A 19,844-nucleotide genomic window follows, 5' to 3' on the forward strand; every position below is an offset into this window, starting at 1 on the left:
TCTAAAAAAACTATTTTTAAAGCAGCTCTCTTGAGCTGCTTTTTTTATGGGTGTTTAAATGAAGATATTCATTGTAACGACATGGTAGTGTTACATTTAAAGTGTGATTCAGATCTTGTTTTTGAGCGCTTTAAGTGTAGAATCCGCGCATAAGAAAATCGATTATGTGCGGAGATAAGCATGAATTACGAACTAGGCCACGCATACCTTGGTCAAATGGTAGCAAAAAACATGATGCACGAAGCATTGTATGGCAAGCCAAAGCCCAAAAAAGCATCATTCATTAAGCGAATGATGAAGAAAATGGCGAAATAAGCATTTTCAAAAACGGATTTTAAAAAGGCCTTAAACTTACTAGTGTCCAACTATTGGGGTTAGTTCAGTTTAAGGCCTTTTGCGTTTTAGCGATTAATGAAGGTCATCGCTCGTTTTGTTGTGGATGGACACAAAACACTGATAAAGCTTCTAGCTAATGAATGTTACTGAATTCAGCCTGTCGATTGGTTGGATAGGTCGACTACATTATTCGGAATGGTATCTAAACCGTTCTCTTTCATCCACGCTTCTAAGTTGTCAGCTCCACCAATGTATTTACCATCAAGCCAAATCTGAGGAACAGTTACTGGGGTTTTCTCACCAATGTGTGCTTTTACCTCTGGAATCATACGATACAAAGCTGCGCTGTCTTTTACGACATCGTGGTATTGGTATTCGACCCCCGCTTCATCAAGCATTTTCTTGGCCTTAACGCAGAATGGGCAGGTCGCTTTTCCGTAAACAATGTTGCCTTTTAGGCTGTCTCGTTTAGTCCATTCTTTAATCACAGATTGAACCAAAACACCGCGATTAAGCGCTTCACCTTGGCTGACTACCTTGCCTTCAACAACAAGAATAGGAGCATGCCAAGACCCCAGTTTTAGCGGCTCCCACCAGTGAGATAACCAATCTTTCACTTCCAGTTCAACATCGACATCGGCCAACTCATTCTCAAAAGTATCCTTAAGAATGTCTTTGGTTAGGGTGCATTCTCCACATGGGATGTTAACTTTAAATGGACCCCAGCTGCCTGCCCAACGGTATAGTGTAATCTTGACTGGTTTCTTCATGGTTACGGCCTCGTTTAAATTCTCTTATCCATATAGAACGGACAGTCGAACTATTTATTTCATCGATCCTAAACTTTCTTTATTTTCGCCGGTTTTTTCGTTTCCCAATGGGTAATAAATGCAACTGACGCAATAATAATAGCAGCCCCTAGCCATAAACGACCCGGTGGAACCCAACTAAATACAATCCAACCCGCTAGAACATTTAACGGTAATTTAGCGTGGTCAAAAGGTTGCACAAACGAAGCATCAGCGACTGAGTAGGCTTTTACAATTGCCCATTGAGCGAGTGCCGTCATAACACCGATAACAATCAAGATAGACCAAATTGTACCGCCGCTTGGAGTCTGCCAATCTGGCGCGGCAAGCAGGATGTTAAATGGTGTGATTAATAGCAGCAAGTACACCACCATGGTTGAAGGACTGTCTTGCGAAGAGAGTTTTTTCACCATGAGTGAGTAGCATGCCCAAAAGAAAGCCGCGCCAACTGGTAACAGTGTTGCCCAGTTAAAGTCTTCTGCCCACGGCTCTAGAATCACCATCGCACCAGCGAAACCGGCTAAGGTCGCACCCCAGCGAGCTGCCCCAACTTTCTCTTTGAGGAAAAGTCCTGACCCTATGGTTGCAAACAATGGCGACGTCATGAGAAGGGCAATGCCTTGCCAAATAGGAACAGGATAAGCCAGCGCCCATATCCAAAGTTGAATACCAATAACCGATAAGAAGACGCGGAATACGTGCAACTTTAAGTTGTCGGTTTTTAGAGCGCGGCGAATGCCCAGCGTTTTCAGATAAGGAAGAATAGCGAACAACGCGATGGCGTATTGAATGACGGCAACGGTGGTAGAAGTAAGTCCGAAATGAATGCTAGCAATTTGAGTTAGGCTGTTAATTACGGCAAAGGCTAAGCCTGCGGTTAGCATCCAGCTAGCGCCTTGGATCGGATGGTGTTGTGACATGATGCTTCTAATTATTTGATGTGGTTCACCTATGATACGGATTTAGCACGACTTAACCAGAAAAAGCATTGATGAAGTTGGTCAGAATATTTGAATATGAAAAAAGGTTGAGCAACCGCCCAACCTTTCTTGTTTCTATCTAAAGTCGATTTAGATTAGAAATCGTAGCGTACACCTAGGCGAAGTGTGTCTTCACCAGCTGTCACGATACCTTTTGCATTTTTAACTTCGTCTAAACCATTAACGTAGTAAGAAAGGTATGTGCGGAAATTGCTGTTTAGTTTGTAGTAACCGGCTAATTCAATACCGTCGACAGCGTCTACTTTTGCTCCGCTGTTGATTTCATCTTCTTGGTAAGTATATACGACTGCAGCAGATACTTGATTGGTGAATTTGTATTGCGCTGCAAACTCCATAGCAGTGAATGACTTAGCATCGGTACCTGTCGCTTTATCATCTAGGTCGCCTGTTGAATAAGTCGCTGCTAAGTACAGGTTGTCTAGAGAATACGCTAGGCCGGCAAGGATTTGGTCTGCGCTACCTTTATTTTCCCCTAGGTCTTCACCTGAGTAGGCTAGGCCAAGATCTAAGCCCATTGGCAGTGAGTAAACACCAGAAATGCCGTAGCCGTCAGAGTCTTTTTTGCTGTTGGTTTGGTAAGTGGCTTCTAGTTGCAGGGCATCAAAACCGCCACGGTATGCAAATACGCCATCTTCTTTATCAGAAGCTGCACCGAATGCTTGCTGCACACCAGAAAACTCAGTGATATCCGTAAAGTCAGATACTATGACTGAAGCCATATCTTGGCGACCGACAGAAATGGCTTGGCCGTCAAAATCAACACCTGCGTACATGTAACGGTTTTCAAACTTATCAGAACCTGTGTCTTGCTCAGCTTCATAGAAACCGAATGCCGTTGCAGTATCTGTAAGTTCTGTTTTACCACCAAGATTTAAACGGAAACGAGTTTTATCTTTCATTGAACCTTCAACTTCAGCACCACCGGAACCAATGAAATCACCACGGAATTCTGCACGACCGCCAATTTTAAGTTCTGTACCATCTGAGCTGTAAATCGTTGCTGCTAACGATGAACCTGAAACTAGTGCCGCTACCACTGTAGAAGCTAGAACTGCCTTTTTCATAATCACTTACCTTGTATTTTAAATTCCGTGAGCAATGCGCTCTCCGTTTCAATATGAAACTAATCTAGAGCAGCTAAATTAAGCTTTCATTTCTGTAAAATTACATTTTCGTGAATAGGGAACTTTTTAAGTGTTGATTTTATTGCACTTTTATTTCAGAGAACTGAGTTGTTTGTGAATGGCCATACAACTCGTATGTTTTTATTTGGTTACTTTTTCAAGTTGCTATTTGGGCGAGATGATAATGATATGGTGACGCTTTTGGTGAGGTTAGAGCTTCTTCATCTTATTAACTGTTTGTACTGATTAAGATATCCTCTATGATGCCAAAACTTAGAAAAGAATAAATTTTGCTCAACAAGATGGAGACGTTGGATGAAAACAGAGTACTTAGGCGATGTTTTACAAGGTAGGCAGGTTATTGGCGCCTTGAATGTTGAAGACTTACCGATTGGAGAGCATCAGTTTTGGTTTCAAGTAACCAGTGATGGGTTAGGGCAACCTAAAAACATGCCTGTTTCTGTTTTCAAAGGCAGTCAAGACGGCCCGAAGTTGATGATCACTGCCGGGATTCACGGTGATGAGCTAAACGGTGTGTTGGCTGCTCAGCAAATTATCCGAGATTTAGTAGGCAAAACATTAAAAGGCACGGTGACAGTTGTACCAACTGTGAATTTGTCTGGCTTGCTTAACCACAGTCGCGATTTTATCTCTTCGGATCCGGGCTCTTGCCCTGCCAACCTTAATCGACTCTTTCCTGGTGATGCACACGGCTTAGCCGCGGAGCGATTCGTCGCATCTCTGTGGGATCGCTTACTCAAACACAACGCGACATTTGCTGTTGATCTGCATACCCAAACTCGTGGTGCGGTGTATCCACTTTATGTGTTTGCTGATTACCGAGTAGAGCAATGTTTGGAGATGGCGAGGTTAATGCAGCCCGATTGTGTTCTTAATGATCCCGGCGATCCGGGTATTCTTGAAACGGTCTGGAATCGAAGTGGAATTCCGAGCATTACAGTGGAAGTAGGGATGGGGAAATTTACTCAACCTGACATGATTCAACGAGCCGTAGATGGTGTTTTTAATATTCTTTCTTACTACGAGATGCTTGATGCTGAAGGTTTACGAGACAAAAAGCCACTGCCGAGTATAGATTGGATAGAGGGCAATAATGTGGTATCTATCCGCGCTGATATTGGTGGCTTTGTGTTGCCTCAGGTCGAGCTTTTACAAAGCGTAGAGCAAGATGATCTTTTGGCGATTCAATACGACGCTTTTGGGAATGAATGTCGTCGTTATCATGCGCCGTCTGCCGGACGTGTACTTAGCTATAACGTGGATGCATTAAGGGAGCCAGGGGCTCTTGTCTGTCGACTATTGAGTTGAGATGCTTTTAGGTGAGAAGCTCTTAATTGGTAAGCTCTTAATTAGTAAGGATTTAATTGGTAAGTGCTGAGTTGAAAAGCTCTTCGGCGGGCGTCTCTTTGTTAATCTGGTGCATCATTATTTGAAACGCGTAAAAAAAAGACCGAGCAGGGCTCGGTCTGATAGCTTTTATCTCGAACAAAAGTTAACCACGAAAGGTCAACACGCCCTAGTATCGCTTTAAGATCTCGATGATCTCTTGCTCTGTTTCCGCTGCGATAATGGCATCAATGTCATCATCATTTTGGAACAACTCTGATAGCGCCATAATAGTATGGATATGGCTATCTGAGTCCATCGCTGCCAGAGTGATTGAAAGGTAAACGGCACCGTTGTCTTCCGACTCTAAATCAACACCCTTTTTGAATACTGTCACCTGCAGTGATGCTTCGTTCACACCATCTTCAGGACGAGCATGAGGCATCGCAATCTTTGGTGCTAGAACATAGTACGCGCCGATGTCTTTGTGCTTTTGCTTGATAGCTTCAACATAGCTTGCTTCAACTTTCTTGCTTGCTAACAGTGTTGAACAGGTTAAATCAATCGCATCATCAACCGTTAGGTTCTCTTCAGAGTTGATGATAACGCCTTGGTTACCGATTAAATCGAATAGGCTCATGAAACAATCCACCCTAGAATCAGACCAACAACACCGAAGTCGAAGTCAGCAAATGTTGTCGCTTCAAGACCAAGACCACCCAGTACTGGAAGTAGTAGCATTGGTAGGAAGGAGATACACAGACCTTGTGTAAACGAACCTAGAATTGCACCACGTAGACCGCCAGTAGCGTTACCGTAAACACCTGCCGCACCACCTACGAAGAAGTGTGGAACCACACCCGCTACAATGATTGTCCAACCAAGTGCACCTTGAACTGCCATTGCTAGTAGGCCAGCCGCGAAAGAACAAAGGAAACCGATTAATACCGCGTTTGGTGCTACTGGGAATACCATAGGGCAGTCTAGAGCAGGTTTTGCTCCTGGTACTAGTTTGTCAGAGATACCTTTAAATGCAGGAACGATTTCAGCAATTAGCATCTTCACACCTTGCAATACGATGTAAACACCACCAGCAAAGATTAGAGATTGCATGAAGGTAAATACAACCCAGTTTTGACCGCTTGATACTGTTTCTACAAACTCGCCGCCCGCAATAATAGACGCAAGCATGAAGAAGATAGCCATTGTTGTTGCTACGGCTACTGGCGTATCACGCAGGAACATTAAGCTTTTAGGAACTTGGATGTCTTCTGTTGATTTTGATGTGTCACCGAATTTGCTACCAATGAAGCCAGACACGATGTAAGACAGTGTCGAGAAGTGACCGATAGCCAGCTGATCTGTGCCCATCACTTTTTCTGTGTACTTCTGACCCAGTGCTGGCATAACAACCATCAATGTGCCCACAATGAGCGAGCCGATTGCGACTAGAGCGGTGCCTTCAATGTTTGCTGTAGACAGAATTACTGCTACTAGCATAGACATGAACATTGTGTGGTGACCCGTTAAGAAAATATATTTTAAAGGAGTAATACGAGCCAGTAAAATATTCACAACGAATGCGAAGAACATAATTAGAGCCATCTCATAACCGAATGCTTCTTGTGCTAATGCAACAATTGCTTCGTTATTTGGAATAACACCACTTACGCCGAATGCTTCAGTAAATACAACGGAGAAATTATTTAGTGCGCCAACAAGAGCGCCAGCACCAAAACCTAAAATCAGGAAACCCATTACGGTTTTAATTGTGCCTTTTAGAATGGTGGAAATATCAGCTTTCTGTGCAACAAGGCCAATGAAAGCAATTAAGCCTACCATGATTGCTGGCTCTTTTAATAAGCCGAGCATGAATTCGAAAAAGTTCTGCATAATTTTGACCTTACATGAAAGTTTTTAGTTGTTCTTCGATTGATGCTTTGTCAAAAATATTTTTGAGGCTGATGATGTTCTCTTTGCCGCCTTCTTTTAGTTGGTTTGCAACGTCTGTTGCTGCTACCCAAATATCAGCATTGCTTGATGCTGCAGATGATAGATCTTCGTGATCAACTTCTGCTTCGAAACCGATTTTTTTAGCCACTTCTTTCACTGCCATTTCCATCATTAGCGAAGTACCAAGGCCGTTACCGCAAACTACAAGAATCTTCTTCATAATATTTGTCTCAATTGGATTTTAAGGGTTGAGAAACTTCGTTCTCTTATTGTGTGAGAGCATAGTAATGGAAATATTGAGATTTCAATAAGATCTCCATCACAAAGCTAAAATGAGATTGTGACGGGGATCTCGCTTGTGTGTGGTAAAGATCCAGAGTGAGACTTTGATCAAATTTAACTTTTCACACGAATATGCAATGTATCTATTGAGAAAGGTGGCGGGGAATGTATTTGTCTATTGGAATGTAAATATATAGTGGGTCTGTTGGAGAAAATAGAGAATTAATCGTATCGACCGTAGTCGGTAAGCATTTTCTTAAGCATGCTATTAACGTCTTTGGTCTTTTTATTTCTTTTAGTTAGTTGGCTAAGAGAAGTTGGTTTTGGCGAGGTAACATTTTCACCATCTATTTCTTCGGTTTTATCTTTCATTTTCTGTACGGCAGGCAATAACATTCTAATTTCTTCATTATTGATATTGGTCAGAACCACAATATTTTCAGATTCAACTTGGGTAATAGTTAATATTCCATGCTTAACGGATTCAACCTTTTCACCAATCATAATTGATTCAGGTGCAACAGAGCGATCGGTTAACTGACCTGTACGTAATTTCGCCGCACTGATAGCGCGGATATTTCCGGTGTTTTCAAACGCGACAATAACAGTATAGGTATTATAATACTCAACTACTGTCACATAGCCGTGTCTATTTGTTTTGAATCTAGCTCCATTGTTCATGTCGTGCGGAGCTTCCATTTTCTTCACGTGTTTCCTCTCTTAGTCTCAATGGCTGTTATATCTAATCAGCTCTTCTCGTTTTATAGATAATGAATGGGTGAGATAAAGCAAAGTATATACGCATCTAAACTTAAGATGAATCTTGAAGTCATAGTAAATGAGGGAGAACACAGAAAAGTGGTAATAATCACACAGAATTAACCGAGAGGTTACGCTCATACGCTTAAGGACTTAACATTCCAAATTCAACCTTATACAGATTGTTTACAGTTTTTGAAGAACAAAAACGGCGGCAAACACTGCGTTTTGTTTAATCCTTGACCGCGCGATCGTTTGCGTTAAAAAATGTGATGAAAGTCTCACTTAACTGTTTATACTTCTTTTCCGGTTTTAAGCCGGTGCTTAGCCAATACAAGCCGTCACATGGATATGTGAATGACCCCACGGACCGGACCAGCTACGTCCCACTGCTTGTATAAGGTGATTATTTACATGAACAACTCGTTGTTACATTCGCTAACGTTGTTAGCCCCTTCATCGCGTAGCGTTTTGCTTGCGGTTCTTTGTCCTATTCCTTTGATGTCATTCGTTTGGCTCATGTTCACTCTTTAAGGATTACTAGGACACATTATGAATATTCTATTTGGTTTTGTCGGTGTTCTTGCACTGATTGCTTGTGCGTACCTGCTATCTGAAAGTCGTTCTTCGATTAACTGGAAAACAGTCTCTCGTGCACTATTACTTCAAATCGGCTTCGCTGCTTTGGTGTTGTATTTCCCTTGGGGACAATTGGCGCTAACAAGCCTAAGTAATGGCGTTTCTAGCCTGCTTGGTTTTGCAGACGCTGGTATCGCATTCCTTTTCGGCGACCTTGCAACTGAAGGTTTCATTTTCGCGATACGCGTACTTCCAATCATTATCTTCTTCAGTGCTCTGATTTCTGCACTTTACTACCTCGGCATCATGCAAAAAGTGATTCAAATCTTGGGCGGAGCGGTGCAAAAACTGCTGGGCACCAGTAAAGCTGAATCCTTGGTAGCGACAGGTAATATCTTCCTTTCTCAGGGTGAGTCTCCTCTTCTTATTCGTCCATTTTTAAAGTCTATGACTCGTTCGGAACTGTTTGCTGTAATGGCAGGTGGTATGGCGTCGGTAGCGGGCAGTGTGCTTGGTGGTTATGCTGGTTTAGGTGTTGAACTTAAATACCTTATCGCAGCAAGCTTCATGGCAGCTCCGGGTAGTCTGTTAATGGCGAAGATCATCGTTCCTGAACGCAGTACACCAAGTGATTACGACCATATCGAACTAGATAAAGCTGACCAAAGCAACGTGATCGATGCACTGGCAAGCGGCGCGATGAACGGTATGAAAGTCGCAGTGGCTGTCGGTACTATGTTGATTGCATTCGTGAGTGTGATTGCGATGGTCAACACTGGCCTAGAAAGCCTAGGCGAAACGTTCGGTTTTACGGGCATTACGTTGCAAGCTATCTTCGGTTACCTGTTCTCACCATTAGCATGGTTGATTGGTATCCCGAGTGATGAAGTATTAATGGCGGGTTCTTACATCGGTCAGAAGATCGTAATGAACGAGTTTGTTGCTTTCATCGACTTCGTTGAGAACAAAGCTCTGCTGTCTGAACATAGCCAAGTCATCGTGACTTTTGCTCTATGTGGTTTTGCTAACATTGGTTCTATTGCAATTCAGCTAGGTTCAATCGGTGTTATGGCACCAGAGCGTCGTGCTGAAGTGGCAAACTTAGGCTTGAAAGCAGTCGCTGCAGGTACGCTTGCAAACCTAATGAGTGCATGTTTAGCGGGTATCTTTATCCTGCTTTAAGCGAGATTCAGTTAAAGCGCCTAAATTCAGTTAAAGCGGGCACCTTTCTTGCGGACTCAACGTGAGAAGGGTGTCCGCTTTTTTGTGCCTGCTCGTTAAGCTAAATCAGGCTTTTTGGTCGATATTCACTTATCAGTAGTATGTAATAGCTCACTCGGAAGAGTAATAGAGCTAGTCCTTGTTATCCGATATACTTGAATATCATCAGGTTGCGATTAACTACATTCGGCTTCAATTAAGAAAATCCGGTTTCTATTAAGAACACTCGTTCCGATTCAGAATATTCCGTTCCGACTAAGAATACGGCAACCAAGCTCAAATTTATCAAGGGTCTCTCTATGAACATGCGCGTTCTCATCGGTCTTATTGCTACCTTAATTGGCTTGTTTGCGATGGTTTATCTTATTGCTGGTGGTATTCAGTTTCCTATCTATCAGTGGCCGCAAGAAGCGTATCTTGGTTTGGTGTTTAGCGTAGTATGGGGCACTGGCGTCGCAGCATCGGTGGCTTATGTCTTCTCAGCTTTGGTGTTTGTGACTGTCGCGGTGGTTTGCTATGCGGTCGGTTATAAGATTGGTGGACTCTTTTCTTCAAATTCTGACGTCTAAGTTTATTGAGGCGTACTAATGTTCATTGAAGTGAGATTTGTTTGAATGCACTGGCTCGATCGTTGGAAAGTGTATCGCTATCATCGAAAACAGGCTAACCGCTCGAATGGCGACAAGGCTAAAGCTTTAGGGTGGACCAGCGAAGATAGCCAATTATGTCGCTTTGAAGTGATTGCCCGCTCAGCCGACTTTGAGAAAAAAAGTGTTTTGGATTTAGGGTGTGGCTACGGAGAGTTGTTTGAACTGCTCGACAGTATCTATCGCATTCAATCTTACACCGGCGTTGACCAACACGCAGGCTTTTTAAAGAAGGCGAAGCAGAGCTATACAGAAGATCGTTGTCGGTTTTTGTCGGGTGATATGAGCCAAATGAGCCTTGAGGTACACGATGTAGTTATCGCCAGTGGCTCATTGAATTATATCTCTCGCGACTCGGATTATCTGACTAACATGATTACTCGTATGTTTGGACTAGCGAATCAGACGGTGATTTTTAACCTGCTCAATTCAAGCCAGTATCCTTCACGTAATACCTTGATGAGTTATCACCCTCAGGGCGTATATAGATTCTGTAAAACACTCTGTGACGATGTTTCCTTGGTAGAAGGATACGCAGAAGGGGATTTCACGATAGTGATGAATAAAGCCGTATCCTGAGTCTGAATGAAGTGTTGGTGTGGTAAGAGTTAAAAAAGCCGCAGACCTTGAGAGGTTTGCGGCTTTTTGGGTTCTAAAATCAACTTAAGTATTACTGCTAGTGCTTCAGCGGTTGATTTTCAACTAGCCCGTAAGGGATGTTAGTAAATACTTTTGGGTTACCTTCATAAGTCGGTGCTTCGTTCACTTGCTGCCAATCGAGTAGCATGATAGCGAGTACGTTGCGGTGCTCCCCATACTTGAGATCAAAATCACCGGTGACCGAAGGGATCATGCCTTTTTTCTTATCGATAGATGCTTGGATTGCGAGCCTAGTTTTCTCTACTACCGGGTCATTCTCTAGACCGGCTAATAAGAAAGTCAACCCAACCTCAGCAATCACATCCTCTTTAGCTCGTAGCAGGATCGTATCGATGTTTTCTCTGAAGTAATCGTAGATCCATTGGTGTTCTTGCTCGCTTACTTGGTGCTGGTAATACTCAGAATCTCCAAAGATCACATGTGTCATACCATAGATCTTATTGCCGTACTGCTGGCTTGAGAGCTTCTTGTCTTTATCGTCTGGGTAGGCTTTTTTGAAGGTGTCGACGAACTCATCAACGACATCTTGCTCACCCAGTTGGCGCAGCCAGTAAACCTGATTAGCTAATTGTGCCGCCCAGGCTTTTATCATGTCTTCATTGGTTACATAACGAGAGAAGTCATAGCGACGAATGATTTCGCGTAGCTTGGTATCGTTCTTGTGTTCTAAACCGTACTCATTGGCACGCGCCATAGAACCAAGAAGGTCAACGCCAAGGTATAGATATTCTGGCATGTGCTTGGTGATGTTGTAGCGTCGAACACTACGTTCATCGTCATCACCCACATACGAAGCCACGCGCTTTTCTGAGTACAGTACTATTTGTTCCATGGTTTGAACATCATTAGACAGGCGGCTAAGCTTGCTTGATACACGCGCCATGTCACTCCATACCGCGGCAGAATATTTATCGTCTAATGTTTGTCGATACATACGTAAACCATAGTGACCTTCTTTGAAGGCGGGCAGGGTATAAAGTTGGCTTTCGTAGGTAGTGCGAATGAGGTCAGCAGACTGTTTGAAAGACTGTTCTTGAGAGGGAATAATATCAGCTTGTGATTGAATATTTGGTATGTTTGTTGCTTGTATGTTAACTGGCTCCTGTGTGTTAACAGTCTGTTGTGTGTCAAAAGCCGTTAGCATATCTGAAGTAGCGTGTGCGTGAACCGCAACTGAGATTGATAACAATGTGCACAGAGTTAGCGTTTTTAGCTTCATGTTCGTAAGGTACCAAGCTGATTAATTGTGAATATAAAATAACACTCATGAATCTTTCAATGTAAGGTTTTGGTCAATACATTGTAAGCTTTAATAAGATTGATTAGATGTTTGGCTCAATAATCAATGTGTCTAATGAGTTTTAAGTGACAAATGACTCAGTAATGAAAAGAGTACTAGGCTAAGTGTATGTATTTAAATAGTTTGGCGGCATACTTGAAGAGTCAGTCTGAAATGAGCAAATTTAAGAATACGAAGTATTAGGGGGTCGTAATGCCAAGTGGTTCTAGTAAGCAATGGCCTGTCAAATTATTATCTTTACTGTTTTTTCTAATGGTAATGAGTGCTATTGAGTTTTTTCACTCAAAAGAATTATCCTATCTTAAAGATGAATCCTACTCTGAGGCAAAAAAGCAGCTATCGACCATTCGATCTCGTATTGAAGCAATGATTGTCTCAGACATGTATGTCCTCAATAGCCTATCTACTCTTGTGACCATCGACCCAAATGGTGATAAAAAAGGGTGGGAGCAGATTGCTCAAAACATTATCCATGATGGCTTCCATATTCAATTGATTGGCTTAGCTGAAGACGATGTGCTTAATTTCGTTTATCCAATGGAAGGAAACGAGCAGGTTCTTGGTATTGACTATCGAGACTACCCAAATCAATGGGAATCTATTCAGATTGCCCGCGAGATCGGTAACACTGTTATTTCAGGGCCCTTTGATCTATTTCAAGGTGGACATGCACTCATTGCGCGGACTCCGATCTTTCGAGACCCACCTTTCAACAGAGATTATTGGGGGGTCTCCAGTGCCGTTATTGATTTAGCGGCCCTGTTTGAAGACGTTGGAATTGGGAAAATAGAGAATAAGTATGAACTCGCCATTCGTGGTGCAAATAGTTCGGGTAAGGACGGTGCTATCTTTTATGGTACCCAGGATGTGTTTGATAATGCGTTTGCTACCGAACAGGTGAGCTTCCCTTACGGTGGTTGGTACCTTGCTCTCGCTGGTAATGATCATGTATTAATGGATGTGCCTTGGTATCGAATTCAAGCGGTAAGGTTAGTCGGTTACACCCTCATGTTATTGCTAGCGTTTGCCTTCTTTACTATTTATCGTCTGTACCGAATTGCAGACAGCCGCTCTATGCATGATGAACTCACCATGTTACCTAATCGCCGATACTTTATGTTCAGCCTAAAGCAGGCGTTTAAAGTCATCCAAAAGCAGAGATCAAGAACCTTTGCTGTGGTAAATATCGATCTGGATGGCTTTAAAGCGATCAATGACACTTTTGGGCATGCGGCTGGCGATCAAGTGCTTATTGAGTGTGCTAATCGCATTAAGAGCGAGTTACGTGGTTCAGATATCGTTGCGAGAATCGGTGGTGATGAGTTCTTAGTTTTGTTACCACGCATCATTGATGATCAACATGTCTCTTCGATTGTAGCTAAACTTCGAAGAGCGATATGTAGCACACCTGTTGTTTATGATACGCACTCGATTTATCTTCGAATTAGCGTTGGTTGGGTAATTCATAACAATAACTACAGTGATGTCGATGCACTACTCAAAGCAGCTGATGAAAAAATGTACGAACAGAAACGACAAATTTTATAGGTTGGATTGGATCTGTTATTAGAATTTAGTTGCTGAATGTGGGGAAAAGCCTCAGAATACCGCGCTTTGCTCTTTATCAATCCTATTGATGAGCGAAAGCTGTAGCAACGACTTCTTTCTGCGCGTTGCTCATACTAAATGTTATTCAACTGAGAAAATAATCTATGAGTTTTACCTCCCTTGGCCTTTCTGAACCGATCCTTAAAGCTATTGAAGCACAAGGTTACGATAAGCCATCACCAATCCAAGAGAAAGCCGTACCAGCTGTCCTAACGGGCAAAGATGTAATGGCCGCTGCTCAAACAGGTACAGGTAAAACTGCTGGCTTCACGCTACCTATTCTTGAAATGTTATCAAAAGGCTCTCGCGTACGTCAGAACCAAGTTCGTGCATTAGTGCTAACCCCGACCCGTGAACTTGCTGCGCAAGTGAATGGCAGCGTAGTTAAATACGGTATTAACTTACCGCTTACTTCCACGGTCGTGTTTGGTGGCGTGAAAATTAATCCTCAGATGCAAAAACTTCGTAAAGGCAGTGATGTGTTGGTGGCAACACCGGGTCGTCTACTTGACCTATACAACCAAAATGCAGTGCGTTTTGATCAGCTAGAGATTCTAGTATTAGATGAAGCTGATCGCATGTTAGACATGGGTTTCATCCGCGACATCCGTAAGATCTTGGCTTTCCTACCTAAGAAGCGTCAGAACTTACTATTCTCTGCAACGTTCTCTGATGAGATTCGTAGCTTGGCTAAAGGCTTAGTAAATAACCCAGTTGAAATCTCGGTAAGCCCTGCAAACTCAACAGCACCCACTGTTGAACAAAGTATTTATCCAGTAGATAAAAAGAAAAAAGCGCCAATGCTAGCTAAGCTGATCAAAGATAATGATTGGCGACAAGTGTTGGTGTTCAGCAAAACAAAACACGGTGCAAACAAGCTTGCTCGTTTCCTTGAAGAGCAAGACATCACTTCTGCACCTATCCATGGTAACAAGAGCCAAGGCGCGCGTACTAAAGCCTTAGAGAACTTTAAAACAGGTAAGGTACGAGTACTAGTAGCGACCGATATCGCTGCTCGTGGTATTGATATCCCACAACTTCCTCAAGTGGTTAACTTCGACCTTCCAAACGTATCAGAAGATTACGTTCACCGTATTGGTCGTACTGGCCGTGCTGGTGAAGTGGGTAAAGCAATTTCATTGGTTTGTGCAGATGAAGTGGGTGAATTATTTGGTATTGAACGCCTTATTCAACAAGTACTGGAGCGTCGTGAACTGGAAGGTTTTGCACCCGTAAACAAGTTACCAGAATCTCGCTTGGATTCGCGTCCGATTAAGCCTAAGAAACCGAAAAAGACACGTGAACACTCGGATGGTCAACGTTCTGGTGAGAATGCTCGCGGGCATAAGCCAGCAGGCAAGAACAAGCGTCATGTAGCAGGTAATGGATCTGCACCAAAGCGTAAGCCTAACTCAGGCAACAAAGCATCTGACAGCAACTCTTCAGCTGCTGGTGATGATAAGTCTTTAAGAAATAATGGCAGCAACTATAAACGCGGTAATACGGCTAACAAGCCTTCTACCAATAGCTCTGGCAAGCCAGCCGGTGCAGGTAAACCTAAGAAGTCTGGTTTCGGTGGAGGCAATGGTTCGAACAAGCCTACAGGTAACAAACCTTCACCATCTAGAAGCCGTTCTAAGCCTGCATCTCAGAAATAGAAGATCTTTGGTAGACAGAATGTTGCTCAGATAGCTTTGCAAAGATTATGTAACGAGATCGCTTCGTAGGAGGGTTCTCGTCCATTGACGACTTCCTGCTATCGAACTCGAATAAGCGCGAATATTGAATTTCAATGTTCGCGTTTTTTTATGGGTGTAATTAAGCAAACAAGAAGAGGTTTCTTCAGAGTTGAAGCTATCGAATTTATTGAAAAGTAGGTATTTATAGGAAGAGAAATTAATCTTTAATGATCTATTAATAACAACATAATCACTAGCGATTTGTTGGGTTTTGCAATTTGCAATTTCAGTTTGCAAAACAAACAAGCATTTATGGCTAATACGTGTTCAGATGCGTAGTAAATACGTATATTTAAAGTTGGCACGTATAGTGCATTAGTAATAGTGACCCTTCTTAAGCCGAGGGTCACCTAGCCAACTGACGTTGTTAGTGAACCCATATTGTTCACACAAAATATATGACCAATCACCCTTTTGTGATTGGTTTTTTTTTGTCTGAATTTTGAGTTCTACTTGTTGGTCTTACTTTTTATTAATTGTTATTACTACTTATTATTAAGTGCAGTTAACTCAAGCAAAACAAGCAGAGTACGACAATTTACTCATCATGCTCATACCATTCCTGCTCTAACACTCACCACATTTTGAGTAACAGCTTGGTTGGCGCGGGCATTCTCCACCTCGGGAGCAGATAAGCCTAGCCTCTGTCTCAATTCCACGTTCAATCCAATTTATATTTAGAATCTTGGCTATTGTCGTGAGATCTTTCTTGATGTTACGCGGGATTACCACCGAGCCACCATTGTTAACGCATGATGCTTTAAGTTGCTCTGCAATGTCTCTTGAATTACCGCCTTGTGCATCAATCGCAGGGTTAAGGTCTATGCCAGCACACAATACGCGATTGTTACCTGCAGGATCCGTCATATTGATGGATTCACAGCAGTAGATTCTTGGTTCATCACCCACATTTAAAATAGATATTTGAGCCGAACTCCCTGCGCGAGGTTCTGACAATCGACGGAACACAGCCCAATGTTGACATGGGTCGGCAACAGTTCTCATATTTCCCCAAGGCAGTGGAATCCCGTTCCCGCGGTACACCGCTTTGAGTTTCCCTGGCCCATAAGCATCAAAGTAGTGCCAGTGAGGGTAGGGCGATACTACCGTCATTCGACGCATAGCAACAGAGGGGGAAACCCCCGCTCTTTTGTGAACGTCGATTTCGTAACCAGTGCGGTCAAGCAACTGTCTAAATGGCACTTTCGGGCAAAGAAGGGCGCCAGCAAAGAAGCTAGATTCAAAGTCTCGCCATGCTTGAAGAATATCTTGAGAGTTAAGTTGCGAAGAGCCTGAAACCTGGTTGTCGTCCCATGTGTTATTGTTGCCGACCGACAACACACTCTTTAGGCCTTCTTTGCTATGCAGAATACAATGGCCAATATAGACCGACAAATCGTATTTTAGACGAGTGGGGTACTCTTTCAGAATTTCGTTTAAGAAGATTGTGCTGGGAGGTTCAAAGAACGAAGTGACTAGCTGTTTGGCATTAACCCCGAGTTCATCAACAACGTCTTTTGGTGTGCGTGTTACCCAACGGATGTTAATTCCTAGGCTTCTAGCGATGTCTATAAGGTCTTCTACGCTGAGGTTAAGACGTTTTAAGCCAACTTCTTCCGCTGCGCGCTCAAGGTCAGGGAAGTGGTTCTGATTGCTTTCTTGGTGTGCTCGAATCAAGAGGTGTGCGAACTGGCGGCCTGAGATCCCCGTTTGCGACAGCATCTCTGGAATTGCAATTTGCAGGATGTCGTTGGAGAAAAGAAAGCTAGGCTCGAGTGCCATGCCACTTATCCCACCACGATTCCCTTTATCAGGAGCAATGGCTTGTTGTTCAGATTCGTCGTCAAGGAACCAGGTTGGATTCTTCTGAAAGACCTGCGCGATGACTTCTAGCATATCGATGCTTGGAACGCGCTTTCCACGTTCAATCATTGAAAGGTAAGAAACGGAAGGTGCGTATTCTGGGTTGATTCTAATACAACGCGCAGACAGATCTTCCATCGTTAAATGGTTGCGTTTTCTTAGGTTACGTATTTTCGTACCTAGGAAATGAGACTGACGAACTAAACTTTTTGACAAGGCCATATTTGTAAAATTCACATTGTAAAATTTTTGTTGTGAAATTGTAGGTAAAAAAGCGCTAATCTACAAACTAAGCAATTCACAAAATGACAAATAAGTTAAACGTTAGTTTGGAATAATTGCTCTAGGACACGTTTTTGCTATAAAAATCGGTGAATGTTCACCGGGTTAGTCAAGAGGGAAAGACTATGAATATGCTTACATTCGATAAAACAGAAATCCAAAAACAAACAAAACCATTTATCGCTGAAGCTATCTTTGCCGTGGAGACTATCAGTGCCAAACAGCAAACTGAGAAGCAACTCAAAGCGAAGCAACTGCTAGACAGATTGTTCCCGTTAGAGAACGGCTCACATCAAGATGTAACGAGCTACGTAGTTGATTACCGCCATATCATGGCTTATTTCAAAGATGGCCAACACAGCGGTCTAAAGCATCCTAAGCAGTTTGTAGCTTACATGGGTGAGAAGTGTGACCCAGACTCAATCTTGTTCCGTGATAGCAGTGGAAGCCATTTAGAAGTGATGTTTGGTTGTCATAAAGGGACAGGTTGCATTGAATTGGTCGACATCGATGATATTCAGTTGGAATCATGCACCACGTTTGGCCAGTCGCCAATGGAAGCGGTACAAACGAATACAGAGCGTGAAGGAATCACGACAGCAATACGTCACTGGATCAGCCTAGTTCAAGGTGATGAGAAGGGTAAACCAAAAGCATGCAGTGAAGACAAAGAGTTTAGAGCTAAGAGCGGTGAGGATTACTGTCTTAACTATTGCTACGCCCTTTAATGTCACAGCTACACCTTTGGTATTTATGAAAGATGTAGAGCTAGACACTCTGATTATATTTAGCATTGAACACTGACGACTATGGCATAAACGACAAAGCCCCAACGATTAACCTACTGGTTATTGATTGGGGCTTTTTGCTTTCGATGTTAATTGCGAGTCTATTTTAAAGCCTAATGCCTAATGCCTAATGCCTAATGCCTAATGCCTAGTTCTCAGGGCTTAGTAAGCAGACCGTTTAACGGTAATTTGTTTCGATGATTGCAGACTACAGCGGCATCACTCTATTTCGACCAAGTGACTTCGCTTCGTAAAGTAGCTTATCAGCGCGTTCGATCAGTGATTGTGCCGATTCACCAGGTTCAAGTTCAGCAACACCAAACGATGCGGTGATGCTACCTACCTGTTGCCCGCTACGACGATCTTTAATCGATAGCTTTTCTAGAGAGCGGCGGTTGGTGTCTGCAAGTTGGCGTGCAATGCGTAATGATTTGTTTGGCACGATTATCGCGAACTCTTCACCACCAAATCGGTAAGCAGAAATACCTTCACGGCACATTTGCTTCAATTTGCGCGCAATGCCTTTAAGAACCATGTCACCAAATAGGTGGCCATAAGTGTCGTTGAAGTTTTTAAAATGATCGATATCGAGAAGAATTAAACACAGAGGCTGTTTCGCTTCACACAAGGTGTCTATATCACGGTCGAAAGAGCGACGGTTATAGAGTGTCGTTGTGCTGTCAAAGAGTGCATCTTTCTGCACTTCTACCAACTGAGATTTTAACTTAGTGATTTCTGATGTTGCAGAATTCAACTGAGAATTTAAAAATTGAGTAGAGTGACGAATATGACGAGATTCAGAAACTAACTGACGAACTAAAGACATTACTTCATCGATCGATAAACTTTCATTGTCAACGCGGGCCAAATCCTCGAAGCTTTTATCAATCATTTCAGAAAAAGCAGAGGTATCGGTCAGTGTGTCATTCATCGAATTCGAAACTTCCGAGACCAACAATTCTAAATTTGCGCGGAGGTCATTGATATTCGTTTCAGACTTGCTAGCAACATAATTATTGTAAAGTTGCTCACCAACGGCTGGAGGACAAATGCCATAGTATTCCAAAATACCATCCATGTCTTTAGTCAGCTGTGGGATAGCATTGTCAACATAGGTGTACCAAAGTGCGTAATTTGCAGGTGTAGTAGACACCCGGTTCTTCATCATAAGAGGCACCGCTTTTTTTAGGTTTGCGGTGGATTTTTGAAATTCGTCTTTTTTCATGATTTTTGCTGCAGATACCAAACTAACTAAGCCACTGTGACCAAGATTAGCGGATTTTACCGATCTTTGCTTTAAAAATTATATAATTAATGGATGAGGATTGGGTAAACAACTCATTTTCATTATGGAAATCGATTGCATATTTATATCGAATAATAAATAGGGTGTTATTTGACCAAAGAGGAGAGGTCCGGTTTTTTTGGGGGGGATACGGCTGTTGGTGAGTGTGGAAGAGGTAGTAACTCAGTGGAAGTTTTATTTCAGGCACAAAAAAGCGCCGATAAAAATCAGCGCTTTAAAATTCTTTTTAGCTAAAAGCTA

At 42.7% G+C, this 19,844-nt stretch carries 18 protein-coding genes; 8 read left to right on the top strand and 10 right to left on the bottom strand.

The features are described 5' to 3' along the window. The first annotated feature begins 180 nt into the window (after positions 1 to 180). Entirely contained in the window at positions 181 to 315 is a 135-nt protein-coding gene (locus Q5H80_RS15715) for a hypothetical protein (RefSeq protein ID WP_012600279.1), read from the top strand. A gap of 173 nt (positions 316 to 488) precedes the next feature. Here Q5H80_RS15715 and Q5H80_RS15720 read toward each other — a convergent pair whose 3' ends face one another. The 3 genes from Q5H80_RS15720 to Q5H80_RS15730 all read right to left on the bottom strand — a co-directional run bounded on the left by Q5H80_RS15720 (position 489) and on the right by Q5H80_RS15730 (position 3,210). Further along, entirely contained in the window at positions 489 to 1,106 is a 618-nt protein-coding gene (locus Q5H80_RS15720) for a glutaredoxin (protein ID WP_304570352.1), read from the bottom strand. A gap of 68 nt (positions 1,107 to 1,174) precedes the next feature. After that, positions 1,175 to 2,065, bottom strand: coding sequence for a DMT family transporter (locus Q5H80_RS15725; RefSeq protein ID WP_304570353.1), 891 nt, complete (start codon positions 2,063 to 2,065; stop codon positions 1,175 to 1,177). Positions 2,066 to 2,220: 155 nt separating this feature from the next. Beyond that, positions 2,221 to 3,210 (bottom strand): porin, encoded by a 990-nt coding sequence (locus Q5H80_RS15730; protein WP_304570354.1) that lies wholly within the window; start codon positions 3,208 to 3,210, stop codon positions 2,221 to 2,223. 375 nt (positions 3,211 to 3,585) lie between these two features. Here Q5H80_RS15730 and Q5H80_RS15735 point away from each other — a divergent pair, with 375 nt between their 5' ends. Then, a complete protein-coding gene (locus Q5H80_RS15735) occupies positions 3,586 to 4,599 on the top strand; it encodes a succinylglutamate desuccinylase/aspartoacylase family protein (protein WP_017102773.1) in 1,014 nt (337 codons plus the stop codon). A gap of 208 nt (positions 4,600 to 4,807) precedes the next feature. Here Q5H80_RS15735 and Q5H80_RS15740 read toward each other — a convergent pair whose 3' ends face one another. The 4 genes from Q5H80_RS15740 to Q5H80_RS15755 all read right to left on the bottom strand — a co-directional run bounded on the left by Q5H80_RS15740 (position 4,808) and on the right by Q5H80_RS15755 (position 7,551). Beyond that, on the bottom strand, positions 4,808 to 5,257 hold the full coding sequence (locus Q5H80_RS15740; RefSeq protein ID WP_304570355.1) for a PTS sugar transporter subunit IIA: 450 nt from the start codon (positions 5,255 to 5,257) through the stop codon (positions 4,808 to 4,810). Beyond that, positions 5,254 to 6,510 carry a PTS ascorbate transporter subunit IIC gene (locus Q5H80_RS15745; RefSeq protein ID WP_304570357.1) on the bottom strand — a complete coding sequence of 419 codons (1,257 nt, stop codon included), beginning with the start codon at positions 6,508 to 6,510 and terminating at the stop codon, positions 5,254 to 5,256. The genes Q5H80_RS15740 and Q5H80_RS15745 overlap by 4 nt, the downstream gene beginning before the upstream one ends. 10 nt (positions 6,511 to 6,520) lie before the next feature. Then, positions 6,521 to 6,790, bottom strand: a complete 270-nt coding sequence (locus Q5H80_RS15750; protein WP_009845707.1) for a PTS sugar transporter subunit IIB — start codon at positions 6,788 to 6,790, stop codon at positions 6,521 to 6,523. 284 nt (positions 6,791 to 7,074) lie between these two features. Further along, the gene (locus Q5H80_RS15755) at positions 7,075 to 7,551 is read right to left on the bottom strand and encodes a hypothetical protein (protein ID WP_009845706.1); all 477 of its coding nucleotides are present in this window, start codon (positions 7,549 to 7,551) and stop codon (positions 7,075 to 7,077) included. A gap of 612 nt (positions 7,552 to 8,163) precedes the next feature. Here Q5H80_RS15755 and Q5H80_RS15760 point away from each other — a divergent pair. The 3 genes from Q5H80_RS15760 to Q5H80_RS15770 all read left to right on the top strand — a co-directional run bounded on the left by Q5H80_RS15760 (position 8,164) and on the right by Q5H80_RS15770 (position 10,637). Then, on the top strand, positions 8,164 to 9,372 hold the full coding sequence (locus tag Q5H80_RS15760) for a NupC/NupG family nucleoside CNT transporter (RefSeq protein WP_304570358.1): 1,209 nt from the start codon (positions 8,164 to 8,166) through the stop codon (positions 9,370 to 9,372). 338 nt (positions 9,373 to 9,710) lie between these two features. After that, positions 9,711 to 9,980 (top strand): hypothetical protein, encoded by a 270-nt coding sequence (locus Q5H80_RS15765; RefSeq protein ID WP_304570359.1) that lies wholly within the window; start codon positions 9,711 to 9,713, stop codon positions 9,978 to 9,980. A gap of 45 nt (positions 9,981 to 10,025) precedes the next feature. Then, positions 10,026 to 10,637, top strand: a complete 612-nt coding sequence (locus tag Q5H80_RS15770; protein ID WP_304570360.1) for a trans-aconitate 2-methyltransferase — start codon at positions 10,026 to 10,028, stop codon at positions 10,635 to 10,637. A 97-nt stretch (positions 10,638 to 10,734) separates the two neighbouring features. Here the strand turns inward: Q5H80_RS15770 and Q5H80_RS15775 are convergent, their stop codons facing one another. Beyond that, positions 10,735 to 11,937, bottom strand: a complete 1,203-nt coding sequence (locus tag Q5H80_RS15775) for a DUF3541 domain-containing protein (protein ID WP_304570361.1) — start codon at positions 11,935 to 11,937, stop codon at positions 10,735 to 10,737. A 273-nt stretch (positions 11,938 to 12,210) separates the two neighbouring features. Between Q5H80_RS15775 and Q5H80_RS15780 the strand changes: the two genes are divergently transcribed. Then, complete coding sequence (locus Q5H80_RS15780; RefSeq protein ID WP_304570363.1) at positions 12,211 to 13,566, top strand: diguanylate cyclase; 1,356 nt, start codon at positions 12,211 to 12,213, stop codon at positions 13,564 to 13,566. Between the two features lie 164 nt (positions 13,567 to 13,730). After that, on the top strand, positions 13,731 to 15,284 hold the full coding sequence (locus Q5H80_RS15785; protein WP_304570364.1) for a DEAD/DEAH box helicase: 1,554 nt from the start codon (positions 13,731 to 13,733) through the stop codon (positions 15,282 to 15,284). A gap of 648 nt (positions 15,285 to 15,932) precedes the next feature. Here Q5H80_RS15785 and Q5H80_RS15790 read toward each other — a convergent pair. Continuing rightward, a complete protein-coding gene (locus Q5H80_RS15790) occupies positions 15,933 to 17,366 on the bottom strand; it encodes a DUF3612 domain-containing protein (RefSeq protein ID WP_304570760.1) in 1,434 nt (477 codons plus the stop codon). A 269-nt stretch (positions 17,367 to 17,635) separates the two neighbouring features. Between Q5H80_RS15790 and Q5H80_RS15795 the strand changes: the two genes are divergently transcribed. Further along, entirely contained in the window at positions 17,636 to 18,238 is a 603-nt protein-coding gene (locus Q5H80_RS15795; protein WP_304570366.1) for a hypothetical protein, read from the top strand. 268 nt (positions 18,239 to 18,506) lie between these two features. Here the strand turns inward: Q5H80_RS15795 and Q5H80_RS15800 are convergent, their stop codons facing one another. Next, positions 18,507 to 19,523: a GGDEF domain-containing protein gene (locus tag Q5H80_RS15800; RefSeq protein WP_304570367.1), complete on the bottom strand. Its 1,017-nt coding sequence runs from the start codon at positions 19,521 to 19,523 to the stop codon at positions 18,507 to 18,509. Positions 19,524 to 19,844: the final 321 nt, after the last annotated feature.

The sequence above is a fragment of the Vibrio sp. SNU_ST1 genome, from assembly GCF_030563405.1.
Lineage (GTDB): Bacteria > Pseudomonadota > Gammaproteobacteria > Enterobacterales > Vibrionaceae > Vibrio.

Bases quoted from the DNA above. Each gene is read 5' to 3' on its own strand.
- Q5H80_RS15715 (WP_012600279.1), top strand. From the start codon at position 181: ATGAATTACGAACTAGGCCACGCATACCTTGGTCAAATGGTAGCAAAA.
- Q5H80_RS15720 (WP_304570352.1), bottom strand. From the start codon at position 1,106: ATGAAGAAACCAGTCAAGATTACACTATACCGTTGGGCAGGCAGCTGG.
- Q5H80_RS15725 (WP_304570353.1), bottom strand. From the start codon at position 2,065: ATGTCACAACACCATCCGATCCAAGGCGCTAGCTGGATGCTAACCGCA.
- Q5H80_RS15730 (WP_304570354.1), bottom strand. From the start codon at position 3,210: ATGAAAAAGGCAGTTCTAGCTTCTACAGTGGTAGCGGCACTAGTTTCA.
- Q5H80_RS15735 (WP_017102773.1), top strand. From the start codon at position 3,586: ATGAAAACAGAGTACTTAGGCGATGTTTTACAAGGTAGGCAGGTTATT.
- Q5H80_RS15740 (WP_304570355.1), bottom strand. From the start codon at position 5,257: ATGAGCCTATTCGATTTAATCGGTAACCAAGGCGTTATCATCAACTCT.
- Q5H80_RS15745 (WP_304570357.1), bottom strand. From the start codon at position 6,510: ATGCAGAACTTTTTCGAATTCATGCTCGGCTTATTAAAAGAGCCAGCA.
- Q5H80_RS15750 (WP_009845707.1), bottom strand. From the start codon at position 6,790: ATGAAGAAGATTCTTGTAGTTTGCGGTAACGGCCTTGGTACTTCGCTA.
- Q5H80_RS15755 (WP_009845706.1), bottom strand. From the start codon at position 7,551: ATGGAAGCTCCGCACGACATGAACAATGGAGCTAGATTCAAAACAAAT.
- Q5H80_RS15760 (WP_304570358.1), top strand. From the start codon at position 8,164: ATGAATATTCTATTTGGTTTTGTCGGTGTTCTTGCACTGATTGCTTGT.
- Q5H80_RS15765 (WP_304570359.1), top strand. From the start codon at position 9,711: ATGAACATGCGCGTTCTCATCGGTCTTATTGCTACCTTAATTGGCTTG.
- Q5H80_RS15770 (WP_304570360.1), top strand. From the start codon at position 10,026: ATGCACTGGCTCGATCGTTGGAAAGTGTATCGCTATCATCGAAAACAG.
- Q5H80_RS15775 (WP_304570361.1), bottom strand. From the start codon at position 11,937: ATGAAGCTAAAAACGCTAACTCTGTGCACATTGTTATCAATCTCAGTT.
- Q5H80_RS15780 (WP_304570363.1), top strand. From the start codon at position 12,211: ATGCCAAGTGGTTCTAGTAAGCAATGGCCTGTCAAATTATTATCTTTA.
- Q5H80_RS15785 (WP_304570364.1), top strand. From the start codon at position 13,731: ATGAGTTTTACCTCCCTTGGCCTTTCTGAACCGATCCTTAAAGCTATT.
- Q5H80_RS15790 (WP_304570760.1), bottom strand. From the start codon at position 17,366: ATGGAAGATCTGTCTGCGCGTTGTATTAGAATCAACCCAGAATACGCA.
- Q5H80_RS15795 (WP_304570366.1), top strand. From the start codon at position 17,636: ATGAATATGCTTACATTCGATAAAACAGAAATCCAAAAACAAACAAAA.
- Q5H80_RS15800 (WP_304570367.1), bottom strand. From the start codon at position 19,523: ATGAAAAAAGACGAATTTCAAAAATCCACCGCAAACCTAAAAAAAGCG.